The 19,904-nt window shown below is 61.6% G+C and carries 13 protein-coding genes; 1 reads left to right on the forward strand and 12 read right to left on the reverse strand.

The features are described 5' to 3' along the window. Positions 1-86: 86 nt before the first annotated feature. From AC1DCJ_RS00390 to AC1DCJ_RS00400, 3 genes are all read right to left on the reverse strand, one after another. Positions 87-725: a hypothetical protein gene (locus tag AC1DCJ_RS00390; RefSeq protein WP_478069829.1), complete on the reverse strand. Its 639-nt coding sequence runs from the start codon at positions 723-725 to the stop codon at positions 87-89. Between the two features lie 195 nt (positions 726-920). After that, the gene (locus AC1DCJ_RS00395) at positions 921-1,703 is read right to left on the reverse strand and encodes a 3-hydroxybutyrate dehydrogenase (RefSeq protein ID WP_478069830.1); all 783 of its coding nucleotides are present in this window, start codon (positions 1,701-1,703) and stop codon (positions 921-923) included. 188 nt (positions 1,704-1,891) lie between these two features. Further along, a complete protein-coding gene (locus AC1DCJ_RS00400; protein WP_478069831.1) occupies positions 1,892-2,731 on the reverse strand; it encodes a type 1 glutamine amidotransferase domain-containing protein in 840 nt (279 codons plus the stop codon). A gap of 117 nt (positions 2,732-2,848) precedes the next feature. Here AC1DCJ_RS00400 and AC1DCJ_RS00405 point away from each other — a divergent pair, with 117 nt between their 5' ends. Beyond that, the gene (locus AC1DCJ_RS00405) at positions 2,849-3,751 is read left to right on the forward strand and encodes a LysR family transcriptional regulator (RefSeq protein WP_478070114.1); all 903 of its coding nucleotides are present in this window, start codon (positions 2,849-2,851) and stop codon (positions 3,749-3,751) included. A gap of 611 nt (positions 3,752-4,362) precedes the next feature. On the opposite strand, the gene AC1DCJ_RS00410 is transcribed toward AC1DCJ_RS00405, so the two are convergent. The 9 genes from AC1DCJ_RS00410 to AC1DCJ_RS00450 form a co-directional block, all read right to left on the reverse strand. Further along, positions 4,363-7,521 (reverse strand): type I restriction endonuclease subunit R, encoded by a 3,159-nt coding sequence (locus AC1DCJ_RS00410; RefSeq protein WP_478069832.1) that lies wholly within the window; start codon positions 7,519-7,521, stop codon positions 4,363-4,365. A gap of 49 nt (positions 7,522-7,570) precedes the next feature. Beyond that, positions 7,571-8,683 carry an SIR2 family NAD-dependent protein deacylase gene (locus tag AC1DCJ_RS00415; RefSeq protein ID WP_478069833.1) on the reverse strand — a complete coding sequence of 371 codons (1,113 nt, stop codon included), beginning with the start codon at positions 8,681-8,683 and terminating at the stop codon, positions 7,571-7,573. After that, positions 8,683-10,062: a restriction endonuclease subunit S gene (locus AC1DCJ_RS00420; RefSeq protein ID WP_478069834.1), complete on the reverse strand. Its 1,380-nt coding sequence runs from the start codon at positions 10,060-10,062 to the stop codon at positions 8,683-8,685. The genes AC1DCJ_RS00415 and AC1DCJ_RS00420 overlap by 1 nt, the downstream gene beginning before the upstream one ends. Then, the gene (locus AC1DCJ_RS00425; protein WP_478069835.1) at positions 10,052-11,767 is read right to left on the reverse strand and encodes a class I SAM-dependent DNA methyltransferase; all 1,716 of its coding nucleotides are present in this window, start codon (positions 11,765-11,767) and stop codon (positions 10,052-10,054) included. Before AC1DCJ_RS00425 ends, AC1DCJ_RS00420 begins: the two co-directional genes overlap by 11 nt. Before the next feature lie 285 nt (positions 11,768-12,052). Further along, positions 12,053-13,045 (reverse strand): restriction endonuclease, encoded by a 993-nt coding sequence (locus AC1DCJ_RS00430; RefSeq protein ID WP_478069836.1) that lies wholly within the window; start codon positions 13,043-13,045, stop codon positions 12,053-12,055. 245 nt (positions 13,046-13,290) lie between these two features. Continuing rightward, the gene (gene guaA / locus AC1DCJ_RS00435) at positions 13,291-14,856 is read right to left on the reverse strand and encodes a glutamine-hydrolyzing GMP synthase (RefSeq protein ID WP_038688768.1); all 1,566 of its coding nucleotides are present in this window, start codon (positions 14,854-14,856) and stop codon (positions 13,291-13,293) included. A 111-nt stretch (positions 14,857-14,967) separates the two neighbouring features. Continuing rightward, on the reverse strand, positions 14,968-16,425 hold the full coding sequence (gene guaB, locus AC1DCJ_RS00440) for an IMP dehydrogenase (RefSeq protein ID WP_038692289.1): 1,458 nt from the start codon (positions 16,423-16,425) through the stop codon (positions 14,968-14,970). 403 nt (positions 16,426-16,828) lie between these two features. Next, entirely contained in the window at positions 16,829-17,713 is an 885-nt protein-coding gene (gene folD / locus AC1DCJ_RS00445; protein ID WP_038688770.1) for a bifunctional methylenetetrahydrofolate dehydrogenase/methenyltetrahydrofolate cyclohydrolase FolD, read from the reverse strand. Between the two features lie 69 nt (positions 17,714-17,782). After that, complete coding sequence (locus AC1DCJ_RS00450; RefSeq protein ID WP_159496548.1) at positions 17,783-19,609, reverse strand: monovalent cation:proton antiporter-2 (CPA2) family protein; 1,827 nt, start codon at positions 19,607-19,609, stop codon at positions 17,783-17,785. Positions 19,610-19,904 lie beyond the last annotated feature (295 nt).

The following is a 19,904-nucleotide window of genomic DNA, read 5'->3' on the forward strand; positions in this document are numbered from 1 at the left end:
GATACGCCCCACTGAGCCAGGCGACCACGCGGCAACGCCTTCGCAGAGCTGTGTCGATCCGGTGCCGGCCGCGCTCCCCACGTTGACTACGTCATTGCACCTTCTGTCGGCTGGAACCCATCGCTATGGAGCTCCCCGAGCCGGAACAGGTCGCCCGAATCGAGGCCCACGACCACGCCCACCGGCTCCACCGCACCCAGCAGCTGATGGATGCCTCCGTCCAGCGAAGCCCGGAGCAGCAACGTTGCGAACGCCAACGCAAACACTATATGGCCGGGCGTGCCCAGTCCGGTGACCTCGTCCTCGTTGCAGATCACGCCGGCCGCTTTCAGGGTCGCCGAGCCGAGGTAGGCCTTGTCGGGATAGTGGCTGGGGTTGCGCCACAACCACTCGCAGGCCTTGTCCTCCGGTTCGTAGTGACTCAACAGACCGAAATACAGGTCCGCAAATTCCACGCGGTCGCGGGTGGCACGTTCGCCAAGCCCGAAGTAGATCGCGCGCACCGGGAATGGGCACGGTGCCCGCCGCAGCACACGGGTGAGCCACTTGCCCATGCCGGCACTCTCAACCGAACAATCAAGTTCCTTCAGTGCCGCCCAGGACGGGTGCGGGATGCGCTGGTCGCCCCAGTCCAACAGCGTCTGCATGGACCGGCTGACGTCCCTCGAGGCGCGCACTTCAGCAGCCAACAAGCGGTAGAAGGGGCGGTAATCCAGCTCTGGCATCGTGCTTCCTTGCAGGTAAGGGTGGAACCGCGAACTGTAGCGTCTGATGGCGGAATTCTATAAGGCAGCATCGTCACATCAGCCTGTTCGGCCGCCGGCATTGGCATGATGCTGCAACTGATACGCATGGATTACGGCACAGGTAGCAAACTTGGCGGCACTGCCAATGCTGCAGCGGCGGGCACAGCCGGCCAGTTAGCGGGCTGTCCAGCCACCATCCATCGGAAGTGCCGTGCCGGTAATCTGAGCAGCGGCGTCCGAGGCCAGGAAGACCACCATTTGCCCAAGCTGCTCGGGCGTAACAAACTGCAGCGAGGGCTGTTTTTCGGCCAGCAGTGCGCGCGCGGCGGACGCGTTATCCGTTCCCTCCCGTTCCGCCAACGCGGTGATCTGCTGCTCGACCAGCGGCGTTCGCACCCAACCGGGGCAGATCGCATTGGCCGTGATGCCCGTGCCCGCGTTCTCCAGTGCCGTCACTTTGGTGAATCCCACCACGCCATGTTTCGCCGCCACATAAGCAGACTTGTTCACCGACGCAACCAGTCCATGCACCGACGCGATGTTGATCACGCGGCCGGATCCCTGCTGCTTCATGTAGGGCAAGGCAGCCGCCGTTGCATGGAACACCGCCGATAGATTCAGCGCGAGGATCGCATCCCACTTTTCCACGGGAAACTCCTCGATCGAGGCGGTGTGCTGAATGCCGGCATTGTTCACCAGAATGTCGATGCGCCCCATCTTCTCAACGGCATGGGCGATCATTTCCCGCACCGCCTCACCACGGGAAAGGTCGGCGCCATCATGCGCCACCCGTACGCCAAACTCGGTCGCCAGGCGGGAACGGATGCGTTCGATCTCCGCGGTATCGCCAAAACCATTCAGCACGATGTCAGCGCCTTGCCGCGCGAGCGCAGTAGCAATGCCAAGACCGATACCGCTGGTGGAGCCAGTAACCACCGCGACTTTTCCAGTGAACATGGGCGAGATTCCATCGGGCGTAGACGGTCAGTGTAGCGGCCGGGAAGCCGATCAGCGCATGCCCCACCCTGGCCTCTTGCCCCCGTCGGCAATGAAGGCGTCCGGGATACGCGCCTCACCAACTGGCGGAGATCCCGCGCAGTTCGCGCGGAATTCTCCGCAAGCACACGCGCTCAGAACGAACAGGCTTACTTCAACCGCTCAACCAACCGCTGCCCTACCTCCAACGCCGAAGCCGGGTTCTGCCCGGTAATCAGCTCGCGGTCCACTACCACTTGGGCGGTCCACGGCGTGGTGTTGCTGCTGAACCGCGCACCTGCCCGCTGCAGCGCGGTCTGCGGGTAGAACTTCATTTCACCGCCGCCCAGCAGTGGCTTGGCCTGCTCTTCTTCCTGGTTGCTGATCACCGTCATCTGGTAGCCCCTGTAGATCCACTTCGGCGTGCTCGGGAGGGCACCGGCTTCCAGCGTCGCTACGAAGCCCTGCGCATCGGGCAGTGTGGACAGCAGCGCGATCGGCCCGTGGCAGACCAGAGCGGTAGTCTTGTTGCGCTGGTGGAAATCGGCCAGTAACCGGCCCAGCGCCGGGCTCTTCAGCAGGTCCTGCATTGGCGCGTGACCGCCGGGGATGTAGACCGCATCGAACTGCGCGTAACCCTGCTGCTCGACGCGCGCCAGGCTGAGCACAGGTGACGCCGTCGGCGAGGTCAAGGCCAGTTTCTCAAGCAGGTCCTTGTGCATCTTCAACTGCGTGGCATCGTTGCCGAAGTACGCCGCCGTTACCGAGGACGCATCCACCGTAGGCGCCCGCCCCTGCGGCGTGGCGAAGGTCACCTCGTGGCCCGCGTCCAGCAGCAGCTTGACCGGCTGCATCAGCTCGTTGAGATAGAAGCCGGTGGACAGCACCTTGCCGTCCTTCAAGTCCAGGTGGTTTTCGTCGGACAGCACCACCAGCACGTTGGCGGCATGCGCGCCGCTGGCGGCCAGGGTCAGGGCCAGCGCTGCGGCCAGCCGGGTCATCAGGTTCATGGGGAGCTCCTATCGGGGAATGGCCGCCACTTTATTCATCGCCCCAGCGGCGATAAATTGGCCCCATCGCAAAACATCTGTTCCCCGGAGAGCCAAATGAGCCGCAAGTTCGACTAGCTGGGCGATGTGGAGGTGTTCCTGGCGGTGGTCGAGCACGGCTCGTTCACGGCCGGCGCAGTGGCGCTGTCCACCACGCCCTCGGTGCTGAGCCGCGCGGTCACCCGCTTGGAGGCGCGGCTGGGCCGGCAGCTGCTGCAGCGGACCACCCGCCGCGTGGGCCTGACCGACGCCGGGCGGCTCTACCGGGAACAGGTGCGCACCGCCTTTGGCCTGCTGGACGACGCCGAGCGCGACGTACTGGCCCAGGACGGTGCGCTGGCCGGCCGCGTGCGACTGAGCGTGCCCACCACCTATGGCCACTACCGCCTGCCGCCCGTGCTGGCGCGCTTTGCGCAGCAGTACCCGCAGGTGCAGGTGGAACTGAACATCACCAACCGCAACGTGGACCTGGTGGCCGAAGGTTTCGACCTGGCCATCCGCCTGGGCCAACTGCCGGACAGCGGGCTGGTAGCGCGCAAGCTCGAAGACGCCCCGCTGGTGCTGGTGGCCGCATCAGACTACCTGCGGCGCCGCGGCACCCCGCAGACGCTGGAGGACCTGCAGCAGCACCTGTGCCTGCCCTTCCTGATGCCGCGCACCGGGCGGTTGGCGCCGTGGGTGTTCCGCGACGGTGGGCGCGACGTGGACTGGCTGCCGCGTTCGTCCATCGAGACCTCCGACGATGTGCTGGGCGTGGTGTCGCTGGCCGAACAGGGGATTGGCATCTGCCAGAGCTATGAGTTCATCGTGCGCGAGCGGCTGCAACGTGGGCAGCTGGTGGAAGTGCTGTCGCAGCTGCGCGGGCGGTCAAGGCCGTTCTCGGTGATCTATGCGCCGCATCGGCGTCAGTCGGCGGCGGCGCGGGCGATGATTGAACTGTTGGTTAGGAATGCGAGTGCGGTTGAGGATGGCGTTGGTTGAGTGCGCGATGCTCGCTGGCAGTGTCGGGTTTGAACCTGTGGCTGGGCTGCGCTACTGACTAACGACCGCTGCGGTCCTGCGCCGATCAAAAGCTGGTGCAAAGGAGGCCCTCAAGCTATTCGCTTGCGGCTTGGGCGATTGCGTCTCCTTGACTCGGTAGCGCTGTTAAGCACAGCCAAGGAAACCGACGCCGTGAACGAATCCGACACCTTCTCTTCGTACATCGTTGTTGAGCCCATCGACAAATACACTCCACTACCCGACCTAAACTCCCTGCTCGGCATCCCCGAGCCATGCGCGGCTGCGAGGGCGCCGACGGCCAGCCCTGGCCGGAGAACAACGTGTCACTCAGGCGCCGCGTGAGCCGGGCCTGGATCGAGCGCGCAATGGCTGGCCTGCTGACGGTGCTGGAGGTCTTGCACTCAACGGACCGCCGCCGGGTTGCAGCGGAGCTGGGGCGGCATCTGGATGAGGGGACCGTTGACGGGCTGTTTCTGGCTTACCGGGGATTGGCTGAGTGGGCCTGTCGGGAGGTGAGGCCGGAGTGAGCCCCCTCCCCCTCGCTAGATCACAAGGGCGCCCATCGGCGCCCTGCTTCTTTAATGGTGTGCCTACTTCGACCACGCGTTTGACAGTGATTCCGCCTGCTTCAGTACCAGTTCGATCGCGGCATCCTCACCTACCGGCGGGTACTTCCATTTCTTCAGGGTGCGTCGCACCAGAATCCGCAACTTAGCGCGGACGCTCTCACGCACCTGCCAATCCACCGTGGTGCTATGGCGCAGCTTCTCCGTGATCTCGATGGCAATGCTCTTTAGAGTGTCGTCACCCAACTCCCGAACCGCACCTTCGTTGTTGGCCAAGGCATCATAGAAGGCTATCTCATCCTGACTCAGTCCCAGTGCCGCCTCGCGGTCTAGGGCCGCCTGGAAGTCCTTGGCCATCTGGATCAACTCCTCGATGACCTGCGCCGTCTCTACCGCCCGATTGTGGTACTTGCGCAAGGTTTCCAGCAGTCGGTCGCCGTACTTCTTCTCCTGTACCACGTTGTTGCGCGTCCGCGCCTTGATCTCGTCGCGCAGCAGCTTTTCCAGCAGTTCCACCGCCAGATTGCAGCTCTTCATCTGCCGCACGTCTTCCAGGAACTCGTCTGAAAGCAGGCCGATGTTGGGCTTGTCCAGGCCAGCCAACGCGAAGATATCCGCCACCCCGTCGGCTACGATGGCGTTATCAAGAATCTGCTTGAGCGCACTGTTCTTGTCCGCATCGGAACGCTTGCGATCCACCGTGGTGAACTTGACGATGGCGGCCTTGACGGCGGCAAAGAAGGCAATCTCCGTGCGCAAGGCTGCGGCTTCATCGAGCGTGCTGCATAGGGAAAACGCCTTACTCACTGCCAGCATGGCATCGAGGAAACGCTGCTTGCCGTCCTTCAGCCCCAGGATATGGTTGGCCACTGGCACCAAAAGCTGCAGCGCACCTGTTTCGAACGCGCTGTAATCAAAGCCGTGCATCAACCCGCGCACGATGTCCAGCTTCTCCAGCAACACAGCTAGGGCCTCCGCCGCGCTGTGCGCAGGATCACCCTTGCCCTTGGATTCGGTATAGGTTTTGAGCGCCGCTTTCAGTTCGTTGGCAATGCCGATGTAATCTACGACCAATCCGCCGGGCTTGTTGCGGAACACCCGGTTAACGCGGGCGATGGCCTGCATCAGGTTGTGGCCCTTCATGGGCTTGTCCACATACATGGTGTGACAGCAAGGCGCGTCGAAGCCAGTCAGCCACATGTCGCGCACAATCACCAGCTTCAACGGATCTGCCGGGTCTTTGAAGCGCTTTTCCAGGCGCTTCTTCACCTGCTGGCTGTACAGATGAGGCTGCAGCAAGGACTTGTCCGCTGCCGACCCGGTCATCACTACCTTGATTACGCCCCTCTCCGGGTCGGCATCGTGCCAGTCGGGGCGCAGGGCAGCTATAGCATCGTACAGCTCGGCGCAAATGTCACGGCTCATGCACACGATCATCGCCTTTCCTTCCAGCGTGGCCGTGCGAGTCTCGAAGTGCTGCACCAAATCGGCAGCAACCTGATCCAGACGCGGTCGCGCACCAACCAGCTTGGTCAGCGCCGCCCAATCGCTCTTGGTCTTCTCGCGGGCATTGATGTCTTCCTCGTCCTCGATGACCTCATCTACCTGGGCATTGAGTGCGTCGATCTCGGCCTGGTTCACGTCCAGCTTAGCTAGACGGCTCTCGTAAAAGATTGGGACCGTGGCGCCATCGTCCACCGCGTCCTGAATGTCGTAGATACTGACGTAGTCGCCGAACACTGCCCGAGTGTCTTTGTCTTCCAGGGCGATGGGCGTGCCGGTAAAGCCGATGAAGGTGGCATTGGCCAGCGCGTCGCGCATGTGCTTGGCATAGCCGAACACGTATTTTCCGGTCTTGGTATCCAACCGCCCCTTCATGCCATACTGGCTGCGGTGCGCCTCGTCGGAGATTACAACAATATTGCTGCGATCCGACAGCAACGGGTGAAGCGCCTCATCATCCAGAAGGGCGAACTTCTGCACCGTGGTGAAGATGATGCCGCCGGCCTCACGCGAAGCCAGCATCTCGCGCAGCTCCTCGCGGCTGCGGGCCTGCTCCGGCGCCTGCCTAAGGAGGTCCTCAGCGGCGCAGAAAGTGCCGAAAAGCTGACCGTCGAGATCGTTGCGGTCGGTCACCACCACCAACGTTGGATTCTTCATCTCTGGCTGCTGCAACAGCTTGCCCGCGTAGCAGGCCATGGTGATGCTCTTGCCCGAGCCTTGCGTATGCCACACCACACCGGCCTTGCGACTGCCGGGCTGTACTTCCTTACCATAGGTGGCACGCGACTCCTGCACTTCCAGAAGACCCTTGTTCGGGTTGCTGGCGGCGATCACCGTGGCCTTCACCGCCTCGCGCACGGCATGGAACTGGTGGTAGCCCGCAATCTTCTTGATGATCTGATCGGCATCCTGCTCGAACAGCACGAAGTGGCGGACATAGTCCAGGAACAGTGCAGGCTCAAAGAAGCCACGCACCATGGTTTCCAGCTCGAACTCCAGCAGCGGCCGGTTGTCCTCATTGGCAATCGCCCGCCAGGGCTGCATGCGCTCCTGGTTGGCCGTCAACGAGCCCAGACGCGCCGTGAAACCGTCGCTGACCACCACCGCCACGTTGGTGTTAAAGAGGTCGCCGATCTCTTCCTTGTAGGTCTGGATCTGGTTGAAGGCATCCCAGATGTCGGTCTGCTCGTTGGCCGGGTTCTTCAGCTCGATGACCGCCAGCGGCAGGCCGTTGACGAAAGCCACCAGATCGGGGCGGCGCGGCTGTTTGGTGCCGGTCACGGTGAACTGGGTGACCAGAAGGAAGTCGTTGTTGCGAGGATTGGCGAAGTCGATCAGATTGACCAGGTCGGTGCGCTTTTCGTCATCCACAGAGAATTCGACGGGGATGCCAGAAAGTAATAGACGATGCACGCGACGGTTGCGGGCTATCAACAATGGCTCGCTCACAGTCAGCAGCTCATGCGCTGCCTCCTCCAGGGCGGCCAAGGGAATATGGGTATTAATGCGTGCAAGAGCAGCCAGCAAGCGTTCTCGCAGCACTGTCTGACCGTAGTCAGAACGAGCGGGCCGGTCGCCATCTGGAGCAACATCAGGGCCATTGCTGTAGCTCCAGCTAAGCTCGCTGAACCAGCTTACGCAAAGCTCTTCTAACTGCCGTTCATTTATACTCATAACCATACCCTTACCGAGGCGCTCTTAGTTCGGCGGAAATATTCACGCCCACCCACTATCCAGCGAAGGAAATACGCTTTTCCACCGCATCAACCAACAGCTTCAGATATCGCTCCACATACTCATGCTGATCAATTGGATACCACAGTGGCTGAATATTCAATGCAAGCAGGCGAGTTTCCTTTATCGCCCTCTCCCGATCATTAGCAAGCCCCGGAATAATTGCATAATGGTTTGGAACCACATACTCTTCCGTTRCAATTGAATTCTCCAAAAGCTCTAGAGTCCGATCCTGCTCTAGACTGCAACCCAAAAAAAGTAGTGACTGAGAGATAAACACTTGTCGCAATGCTTTTGGAAGCGGCTTCTGAAAATCAAATGGAGCCCCATAAGCGTCGGTATATTGCTCCTGCGTAAGAATATGCGTAGCGGGATCATCTGCATCGCCATGTAGCTTCAGAAGACAACGCTCACCCCTAGCTAGTCGAGGAAAGAAATTGTGCTCTTGTGTGCCGTGCATGTATGCACGAAATTCCATCCCCTCCAGATGATAGGTTTGCTCTATCGCATCGTCAAAGTTAGTTGTTATTACGCACCCCTTACCAATGCGAGGAAGAAGTTTCATTGATTCCGACGGATTCAATTTACTCCTTCTATATGCAGTGCGGATGAAATTTCTAACCTGAACAGAATCGCATTCGTAGAGGCATTGAGCAGCGTCGAGATAGCATCCGTCCTCAATGAGTTTTAGCACTTGATCCTTATCAGCGCCTGGAACTCGCTCCACAAGCCTCTCAAGCGCTTCCGCCCAAAGAGGCATCCCCATGGGCCTCGACATACCAGCACCTACGAATGGAACGACTCGCCCACGTTCCACAGCAGCTAGCAAATCCTGGAATGGCGCAACAAGCCCACTAACACTGATAAGGTCAATTACTTCCTTGTGCAATTCCTGGTATGAATTATTCTCCCAAACTCTTCGTTCATTTTCATACGCCTCACGATCAAGCCAGAAAAGGGCCCTACTGCGCTCATAAGCATACTCTCCCAAATAGAGTGGACCTTCCTCATCGAAGAATGAGTTAAAGTCATCACCTTCCTCGTATTTCTTTTCGAGAATTTTAACTGCCTCACTTAGAAGGTCTTCTTGATGGCCCGAATCAATCATCAACCTTCCTCGCACTTAAAACTAAGATTGCCAGAGAGCAATTCCGGGAGAAGCGCCACCCGGAGCTCAGCTAGAGTTTCCGCACTTTCTCTATTCGCAGTAATTTTGACGAAAAACGGATGAACGTATTTATGAAATTCCTGCACGATCATTTGATCCGGAATACCCCCCCGTTCTTGCGCCACAACTTCAGGGCGAACAGCCGGATATGCCCCACCGTCCGCAAGGTGAGTCAATCGATCAATATTTGATTCAGAGGTTGCCATAATATAAACAAACTCCAGCCATTCCTCAGCATTCGGGCGCAGCACAGCAAACCCGGTGCTACCAGTTAGGTTATTCCTTCCAATTAAGGCGAATGACCGATTTCCCGGACGAACCGTACCAATAATGGTATCTCCGAACCTTAACACCCTTCTAGCACGACTAGGTATATCTTTTCCGCTTATCTCTTGAAATTCCAGAATCTCGCCACTCTTGGCGTTTGCCAAATCCACATAATTAACCTTATTTGGTAGAGCTTTGGCGCTCCAGCTTTCAGGATTTAAATGGCAAACGTCGGCCAACACTCCTTCTTTCCAGCCCCTCGGAATCTCACCTATCTGCGACTCTTCCATTTCATCGGGAAACAGCGCAGCAGTGGCGGCGAGTTGGACGTAGTGCTCGCGAGGCATCTGATCGAGCTCCGAGTCGGTCTTGCCACTAATGGCTCGCATGCCCGCACGCAGCGGGTCTTGGCCTTGTTCGTTCGCGGCGATCTTGGCTTTGACCGGATCAAAATCGACAAACCAAGACTTGAAGATGGCTTGCGCCATGGCCTCGAGCGTTTGGTTGACGCGACGATGGAGATCGATTTTTTCGTCAAGCGAACTGAACAGAGACTCGATAGGACGCCTGACCTGTTCCGTCGGAACAGGAATCGGTATGCGCTTTACATCAGCAAGATTGAGTGTCTTCTGAACAGTAGTATTCGCCCGCTCATCCAGAAACCGCTTAGTCTCGACTGACTGCAAACAGATACTTATCCATTTTGCACCCACATCATCAGCAGGACGAATAACTGCAATAGCACGAGCGACGTTCCAGCCAGCAAGCTCTGGTGCTGCTATGACTGTCTGGCCGGTGCTGCCAACTAATGTCAATAAAACTTCACCGCCGCGCAGCCTTGTCCGCTTGTAGTTTTCTTCAATACTGACCGCAACGCGAAGTACATCGGAAACGTCCAGCCGCCCCTGTTTGAAGTTGTTAACTCGGACAATTGGAACGCCATCTTCTGTATTTTGGCCCGGCTGAACAATGCCGTATGAGATCACACCGTCAGCGGTACAATCGATAAGTGCTTTTGTCGGCCAGCCATTCGAGTTCACGTTAAATCCCATACCCCAATCCCGCCAAATTCCTCTTGATCTCCGCCTCAAGCTTGGTTTCATCCACAAATTGCCCAGCCAGTTGAGCCGTCAACCTCCGCATCTTATCCGAGAAGGGCTCGCCGTCATCTTCCTGCTCCACCGCGCCCACATAGCGCCCAGGCGTAAGCACATGCTCATGCCCACGGACTTCGTCCAGCGTGGCGGAGTAGCAGAAGCCAGCCACATCTTTGTACCCTTCGCCCTGTTGCCAGGCATGGAAGGCATCGGCGATCTTCTGAATATCACCCGAGGTGAAGTCCCGTAGCACGCGGTCTACCATGCCGCCCATCTGCCGGGCGTCGATGAACAAGTATTGACCGCGCCGGTCACGCTTCTTCTTGTCAAGCGCGAAACCGTTCTGCTTGTCGCGACTCAGAAACCAGATGCAGGCCGGAATTTGAGTATTGGTGAACAACTGGCCCGGCAGAGCGACCATGCACTCCACGTAGTCATCTTCGATCAGCCGCTTGCGGATCTCGCCCTCGTTGTTGGTATTGGAGCTCATGGAGCCGTTGGCCAGCAGCAGTGCCATGCTACCGGTCGGTGCTAGGTGCCAGAGCATGTGCTGCAACCAAGCGAAGTTGGCATTACCGTGCGGCGGCGTGCCGACGATCCAGCGTGGATCAGCCGCCAGCTTTTCGTTCCACCACTCCTTCATATTGAAGGGAGGGTTAGCCATGACAAAATCGGCGCGCAGGTCCGGGTGCAGGTCGTTGAGCAGAGTGTCGGCCGGGCCAGTGCCAAAGTTAAAGTCGATACTACGAATGGCCATGTTCATCGCGGCCAACCGCCAGGTGGTGGGATTGCTCTCCTGTCCGTAGACGCTGATCTGCCCGCTCTTGCCATTGGCAGCCTTGCCCCCGTGCTGTTCGATGAACTCCTCGCTCTGCACGAAGAAGCCGCCCGAACCCATGGCCGGGTCGTAGACGCGACCGTTGAATGGCTGAAGCATTTCCACAATCAGGGTGACGATGCTCTTTGGCGTGTAGTACTGACCGCCCTTCTTGCCTTCAGCCAGGGCGAACTGCCCCAGAAAGTACTCGTATACGTGGCCGAGGATGTCCTTGGATTTCAGGTCCAGTGGCTGGCCCTTGAACTCCTTGGCGCTGAAGTCGGTATCCGAAAAGTGGCTGATCAACCCGGCCAGTTTGCTGGAGTCGAGCTGCACGCGGGCGAAGTCTTTGTTGAGCACGTTCTTCAGCCGGGCGTTCTCGCGCTCGACGGCTTCCATGGCGTTGTCGATCAGCCAGCCGACTGAACGCATTTCCTCGGGCTCGTCTTTTCCCGGCTTGCTCCACGGTAGCGCCGCCTTGGGCGGCAGTTGCGCGCAATCGCGTAGCGTTTGCCAACGCGCTTCCACCGGGACCCAGAACACGTTCTTCTCGGTGTAGTAGTCGCGCACTTCCAGCTCAGCGGCAATGTTTTCTTCGTACTCTTGGGTGCCTGCGCCGCCGTACTCGCCCGGATCCATGTAGTAGTCATGATCCGGGTCGGTGAACTGTTCGCGCAGTTCGCCCTGCCGCTCTTCGAAGGCATCGGAGACGTACTTGAGGAAGATCAGCCCAAGCACGACGTGCTTGTACACGGCGGCGTCGAGGTTGGAGCGCAGCTTGTCTGCGGCAGTCCAGAGCTTCTTTTCCAGATCGTTGAAGAATTGTTGTTCTATGGGTTTCATGTTTTTGTCCCGTGTTGCGTTATGACTGTCTTCCTTGCCGGAGTCTCACTGTCCTCTCGCCTGTTGGCCGCTGATTGCTTCGCGACGGGTTTGTGCAAGGATTAATCGTTGTCGTTCAAGGCCGCCGAATCATCGGAAGTAAATCGCGTATAGCATTGGAAGATACTGCCCTGCTGGCTCAGCGCTTCAAGCAGCCCCTCATTTATCGGCCGTCAATGACACCGGATCTTCCGATGCATTGTTCAATATTCCGTTCTATGGGAATTACCTGCTCTTTCTCCAGTGTCAGGCAGGCCAGTAAAGCCGCTTTAGCGGCACAATTCGTTTGGTTTCCGCGTGGGTAGCGTCGTAGTGCTCGATCAGGGCGCGCACCACATGGTCCAGCGTCCACATGGCCAGCGGAATGGATGCCCGATCCGCTTCGTACTGCGCGTCCTTGGTGAAGCCGCCGGTACTGACGTACAGACCACGATCATCCTTGTGGCGGCCGCCGAGAAAGCTGCGGATTTCCTGACTCCCCATTTGCCCTTTGCGGTGCTTGACCTCCACGACAATGCGCGGATGTTCGAAGCCAAAGCCGTCCGGCGAAGCCACGATGTCTTTGCCTCGGTCTGAACCGGGAGGAGAGACCTGGGTCTTGTAGCCCATGGCGCGCAAGATTCCGGCCACCAGCTGCTGCATATCGTCCCAGTCAAGCTCGTTGACGCGATCTTTGATTCGCTCCACCGCCTGAGAGTCGATGTCAGCCAAGGGGTCTGCCACTACCTCCCCAAACTCATCATCGGTTATCGGGGCTGGGCGCCCCTGAAGAGCGGCGAGAACTTCGGCAGCAGCAACTCTCGGCACCTCGAACAACGTCAAGGTGGAACCAAGACTGTTCTTCGTCCCAGTGCCCAAACGATCGCGCGGCAATTCTTGCGCGCCCCATTGAACGTCTCGAGCTAAAGGCATGCCCTGCTCTGTCCAGTCGGCATGATGCTTAGCCGGACCAGCAATCCTACCGATCGAATACAGGCGATTTGGAGGAGAATAGGTAATAACCCAATCGCCATCTCGGATGTCATTGACGAAGCGCCAGACCTGAGAAGCGCCTGACACTACCGTGCCGTGCTTGGCCTGGGGCTCAGCTGCCTGATAGAGGCCGATCAGCTGTTTTCGACCGACGCCGGGTTTGGCATGCGCAGCCAGCTGATTCCAGCCCACAGCCACCACACCGCGCTCACGGAAAGCGTCATACAAGGTGCCGCCATCGCCGCGAACCATCCACATCCGTTCCATCGCGCCTCCTCCTGTTCTCGATGCCATTAATCCAGCCCTCCCCAGAACTCGGCTGTCAGCGCGAAGGGCTTCATACTTCGCAGCTGTGGCTCTACGAGGCAGGATCTCAGCGAACTGGCTACCCGCCACATTGTATCAGCGCCCGATGGTCGTCAATGCCCCAGTTAGGCCTACTCATTAGGCTCAACTGATGGGCCGGCCCTTCAAACAACAAGGGCGCCTCTCGGCGCCCTCGTTCTTTCAACTCATTCCCACTCAATGGTCGCCGGCGGCTTCCCCGAGATGTCATAAACCACCCGCGACACCCCTCGCAGCTCATTGATGATCCGGTTACTCACCGTACCCAGGAACTCATACGGCAGGTGCGCCCAATGCGCCGTCATGAAATCAATGGTTTCCACCGCACGCAGCGCAATCACCCACTCATAAGCCCGCGCATCACCCACCACGCCCACCGACTTCACCGGCAGGAACACGGCAAACGCCTGGCTGGTCTTGTCGTACAGATCCGCCTTGCGCAGCTCATCAATGAAGATCGCATCGGCCTTGGCCAGCAGCTCGGCGTACTCACGCTTCACTTCGCCCAAGATGCGCACGCCCAAGCCCGGGCCCGGGAACGGGTGGCGGTAGACCATGCTGCGCGGCAGGCCGAGCTCGACGCCGAGGCGACGCACTTCGTCCTTGAACAGCTCGCGCAGCGGCTCCACCAGGCCCAGCTTCATGTGTTCCGGCAGGCCGCCCACGTTGTGGTGGCTCTTGATCACATGCGCCTTGCCGGTCTTGCTTCCGGCCGACTCGATCACGTCCGGGTAGATGGTGCCCTGCGCCAGCCACTTGGCATTGCTCAGCTTGTTGGACTCTTCATCGAAGATGTCCACGAACAGGTTGCCGATGATCTTCCGCTTGGCTTCCGGGTCGCTCACGCCTTCGAGCTTGCTGAAGTAGCGGTCCGCGGCGTTCACGCGGATCACCTTGACGCCCATGTGCTCGGCGAACATCGCCATCACCTGGTCGCCTTCCTGCCAGCGCAGCAGGCCGGTGTCGACGAACACGCAGGTCAGCTTGTCGCCGATCGCCTTGTGCAGCAGCGCGGCCACGACCGACGAATCGACGCCGCCGGACAGGCCCAGGATCACTTCGTCATCGCCCACCAGTTCGCGCACGCGGGCGATCTGGTCGTCGATGATGTTGGCGGCGGTCCACAGGGTTTCGCAGCCGCACACGTCCACCACGAAGCGGCGCAGCAGCGCCTGGCCCTGCAGGGTGTGGGTCACTTCCGGGTGGAACTGCACGCCGTACCAGCGCTTCTCTTCGTTGGCCATGGCGGCCACCGGGATGCGATCGGTCACGGCGGTGACGGTGAAGCCCGGCGGGGCGACGGAGACGTGGTCGCCGTGGCTCATCCAGACATTCAACTTCGGCTCGCCACCGTGATCGCTCAGGCCCTTGAACAGCGCATCGGGGTGCACGACGTTGACTTCGGCATGGCCGAACTCACGCTGGTCGGCCGCTTCGGTGGCGCCACCGAGCTGGGCGGCCAGGGTCTGCATGCCGTAGCAGATGCCGAAGATCGGCAGGCCGCTGTCGAACACTTCCTGCGGCGCGGCAGGCGCGCCCGGCAGCGTGGTCGATTCCGGGCCACCGGACAGGATGATGCCCTTGGCGCCGAACGCGGCGATCTCGGCCGGGTTGTGGTCCCACGCCCAGATTTCGCAGTACACGCCGAGCTCGCGGATGCGGCGCGCGATCAACTGGGTGTACTGGGCACCGAAATCGAGGATGAGGATCTTGTCGTTATGGATGTTGGTCATGGCGCCCTGGGCGATGCAGGAAAGAAAACAGGAAACGAATACGAAAACCGGCGACCTATAGAGAAAGAGGAACGGGAATCAGCTTCCTCGTTCCTCTTTGCTCATGCCGCATCAGGCGCGGTAGTTCGGCGGCTCTTTGGTGATCTGCACGTCGTGGACGTGGCTCTCACGTTGGCCGGCGCCGCTGATCTTGACGAACTTCGGCTTGCTGCGCATATCTTCGACGGTGCCGCAGCCCACGTAACCCATGGTGGCGCGCAGGCCGCCCATCAGCTGGTGGATGATGCCGCCCACCGGGCCGCGATACGGCACGCGGCCTTCGATGCCTTCGGGCACCAGCTTGTCGGCGCTGGAGGCGTCCTGGAAGTAGCGGTCCTTGGACCCCTTCTCCATCGCGGCCAGCGAGCCCATGCCGCGGTAGCTCTTGTAGGAACGGCCCTGGAACAGCTCGGTTTCGCCGGGCGATTCCTCGGTACCGGCCAGCAGGCCACCGATCATGATGGTGGACGCACCGGCGGCGAGCGCCTTGCCGATGTCGCCGGAGTAGCGGATGCCACCGTCGGCGATCAGCGGGATGCGGTCCTGCAGCGCTTCGGCCACCAGGTCGATCGCGGTGATCTGCGGCACGCCGACACCGGCGACCACGCGAGTGGTGCAGATCGAGCCCGGGCCGATGCCGACCTTGACCGCATCCGCGCCACAGTCCAGCAGCGCCAGCGCGGCTTCGCCGGTGCAGATGTTGCCACCCACGACCTGCACGTTCGGGAAGTTCTTCTTGACCCAGCGCACGCGGTCCAGCACGCCCTGCGAATGGCCGTGCGCGGTGTCCACCACCAGCACGTCTACGCCGGCGGCGACCAGCGCTTCGACGCGGCGATCGGTGTCGCCGCCGACGCCTACCGCAGCACCCACCAGCAGACGCGTGGCGGTGTCCTTGGCGGCGTTGGGGTAGTCGGTGTTCTTCTGGATGTCCTTGACGGTGATCAGGCCACGCAGGGCGAAATCATCGTTGACCACCAGGATCTTTTCGATGCGGTTGCGGTGCAGCAACTGCAGCACTTCTTCCGATGCGGCGCCTTCCTTGACCGTGATCAGGCGATCCTTCTTGGTCATGATGTGGCGGACCGGATCGTCCAGCTCGGTCTCGAAGCGCATGTCACGGTGGGTGACGATGCCGACCAGCTGGCCGCCGCCGTCCACCACCGGCACGCCGGAGATGTTGCGCGCCTGGGTCAGGGCCAGCACGTCGCGAATGGTGGTTTCCGGGCCGACCGTGATCGGGTCGCGGATGACGCCGGCCTCGAACTTCTTGACCTGGGCCACTTCGGCGGCCTGCTGCTCCACGGTCAGGTTCTTGTGGATGATGCCCATGCCACCGAGCTGGGCCATGGCGATGGCCAGGCGTGCTTCGGTGACCGTATCCATGGCCGCGGAGAGGATCGGAAGCTTCAGCCGCAGGTCGCGGGTCAGCCGGGTTTCCAGGCTGACATCCTTGGGCAGGATCGTGGAGTGTGCGGGGACGAGCGAGACGTCGTCGTAGGTGAGAGCTTCAGCCTGGATGCGCAGCATCGGCATACCCGAGATGTGGGGAAGCGCGACATTTTACCCTGATTCGGCCCGCTTGGGCAGGGGGCCGGTGCGACGCTGTGTCGCGCCGGCGGACGGGTAGAGCCGACCGTTGGTCGGCTGCCCTTCGAGCGATGCGCCACTGGGCCAACGGCAGCCGACCAACGGTCGGCTCTACCCGGGAGCGATGCGCCACCGCGCCAACGGCAGCCGACCAACGGTCGGCTCTACCGGGGAGCGATGCGCCACTGCGCCAACGGCAGCCGACCAACGGTCGGCTCTACCGGGGGTTGCCGCTGGGTACCGCCCGGGGATTGCCGCAACGGTAGGTGCCGACCGTTGGTCGGCACGGTGGCGCGCCGCATGGGCATCCGGGCGAGGCGCCGACCGGGGTCGGCACGGGCGGTCAGACCGCAGCTTCGGCCGCTTCCAAGGTGTTCTGCATCAACGTGGCCACGGTCATGGGCCCTACCCCGCCCGGCACCGGGGTGATCCAGCTGGCGCGCTGGGCGGCGGCCTCGAAGCCAACGTCGCCGACCAGGCGGCCGTCATCCAGGCGGTTGATGCCCACGTCGATCACCACCGCGCCCGGCTTCACCCATTCACCCGGCACGATGCCCGGGCGGCCCACCGCGACCACCAGGATGTCGGCGTCGCGCACGCTGCGCTCGAGCACGTCGCGCGGGGTGAACTTGTGGCAGCTGGTCACGGTGCAGCCGGCAATCAGCAGCTCCAGGCCCATCGGGCGGCCGACATGGTTGCTGACCCCCACGATGGTGGCGTTGCGTCCACGCACCGGCTGGTCGGTGTGGCCCAGCAGAGTGACGATGCCGCGCGGGGTGCAGGGGCGCAGGCCGAATTCGCGCAGGGCCAGGTGGCCCACGTTCTCGGGGTGGAAACCGTCCACGTCCTTGCGCGGGTCGATGCGGTGGATCAGGCGGCTGGCATCGGGAATGCCCGGCAGCGGCAGCTGCACCAGGATGCCGTGGATCTTGGGGTCGTTGTTGAGCTGGTCGATGAGCTCCAGCAGCTGCGCTTCGTTGGTGCCGGCCGGCAGGTCGTAATCGAAGGCCTCGATGCCCACCTTCTCGGCGGCGCGGCGCTTGTTGCGCACATACACGGTCGAGGCCGGGTCGCCCCCCACCAGCACCACGGCCAGGCCCGGGCGGCTGCCACCGGCGGCCAGGCGGGCGTCCACCCGGACCTTGAGGCTGTCCAGCAGGTCTTCAGCGATGCGGCGCCCATCCAGGATGCGGGCGGGAACGGCAGGTGCGGGGGTCGGTGAGCTCATCGAGGGCGGCAGGCGGGGGCGGCGGGGACGCCATTGTCCCCGATTAGGCCCGCCCCGCCCACCGGCGCGTCATTCCTCTTCCGGCACTTCGTCGGCATTGAGCGTGCGTGCCTTGCGCTTGGGCGCGGTGAACGGCGTGGGCGTGGGCACGCCCGGCAGCGCCGTACCGAACACCATGTGCGCCCCGGCGCGCAGGCTGCCGCCGGCCATTTCCAGCTCGAAACGCTCGGCATCGCGCTCGCGGATCTGCTCGGCGATCTCGCGCGCATCGTCCTGGTCGGCGCCCAGTTCCATCAGGGCGACCTGACCGAACTGCAACGCCGATTCAAAGGTCTCGCGGATCTGGTAGTCCACACCGGCATGGATCAGCCGCAGCGAATGCTCGCGGTCGAACGAGCGCACCAGCAGCTTGGCCTGCGGGAACTGATGGGTGACCAGTTCCACGATGCGGTCGGCGTCCTGGGCGTTGTTGACGCACACCGCGATGGCACGCGCCGAGCCCGCACCGGAGGCGTGCAGCACGTCCAGGCGGGTGCCGTCGCCATAGTAGATTTTGAAGCCGAAGCGCTCGGCGTTGTGGATCATGTCCACGTCGTTGTCGATGATGGTCACGTCCACATCGCGCGCCAGCAGCGACTGGCTGGCCACCTGGCCGAAGCGGCCGAAGCCGATCATCAACACGCTGCCGGACAGGCCATCGGCTTCTTCAACGCCATCCAGCGACACTTCGCGGTCGGGCATGAGCTTGTCGTGCAGCAGCACGAACAGCGGCGTCAGCGCCATCGACAGCACCACGATCGCGGTCAGGTTGGCGTTGACCTCCACCCCGATCACGCCGGCCGCCGCGGCCGCGGAAAACAGCACGAACGCGAACTCGCCGCCCTGCGCCATCACCACGCCGCGGTCCAGCGCCTGGCGGTGGTCGCTGCCCATGATGCGCGCCACGATGTAGATGCACACGCCCTTGGCCAGCATCAGCGCGAACACGCCCGACACAATCAGCGGCCAGTTGTTGGCCACCACGGTGAGGTCCAGCGCCATGCCCACGCTGAGGAAGAACAGCCCCAGCAGGATGCCGCGGAACGGCTCGATGTCCGCTTCGATCTGGTGGCGGAACGTGGATTCGCTGAGCAGCACGCCGGCCAGGAACGCACCCATCGCCATCGACAGCCCGCCCAGCTGCATCAGCAGCGCCGCGCCCAGCACCACCAGCAGCGCGGCGGCGGTCATCACTTCGCGCGCCTTGGCCGCGGCCAGGATGCGGAATAACGGGTTGAGCAGGAACCGGCCCACCAGTACCAGGCCGACGATGGCGCCGGCACCAATGCCCACGCTGAGCCAGCGCGAGCTGTCGCCGGCGTCGGCCTGCACGGGGGCCATGAAGGCCACCACGGCCAGCAGCGGCACGATCAGCAGGTCTTCAAACAGCAGGATCGAGACGATCTTCTGCCCGGACGGCAAGGCGATGTCGCCGCGCTCGGCCAGCAGTTGCATCACCACCGCGGTGGAGGTCAGCACGAAGCCGAAGGCGCCGATGAAGGCCACGTTGACCGGGAACCCGAACAGCATGCACACGCCGGTCAGCACCGCGCCGCAGACAACGATCTGCAGCGTGCCGAGCCCGAAGATTTCGTTGCGCAGGCCCCACAGGTGCGAGGGCCGCATTTCCAGCCCGATCACGAACAGGAACATCACCACGCCGAGTTCGGCGGTGTGCAGGATCGCCTGCGGGTCGGAGAACCAGCCGAAGCCGAATGGGCCAATGGCCAGGCCGGCGGCGAAATAGCCCAGCACCGAGCCCAGGCCCAGACGCCTGAACAGCGGCACCATCACCACCGCCGCGCCCAGCAGCGCCACGACTTTCACCAGCTCACTGGCACCTGCTTCGACCGCCATGCGGTTGTTTCCCCGGACTACATAGAGGGCTCAACGATAGGGCAAAGCGCCGGGCGGCAATAGCATCCATGTTGCGCATGATCGTGCCGAAAACAGAACGATGGGCCGGGTGACGGCCAGGATCGTCCTGAAATCTCGTAGAGCCGGGCTCTGCCCGGCTGGCGGACCCGATACGTAGAGCCGGGCTCTGCCCGGCTGGCCGGTAACGTGCGAAAAGCAGCCGGGCAGAGCCCGGCGCTACGGGGTCGCCGCAATCACGTAGAGCCGGGCTCTGCCCGGCTGGCCGGCAACGCGC

It is taken from the genome of Stenotrophomonas sp. 10N36 (genome assembly GCF_056395005.1).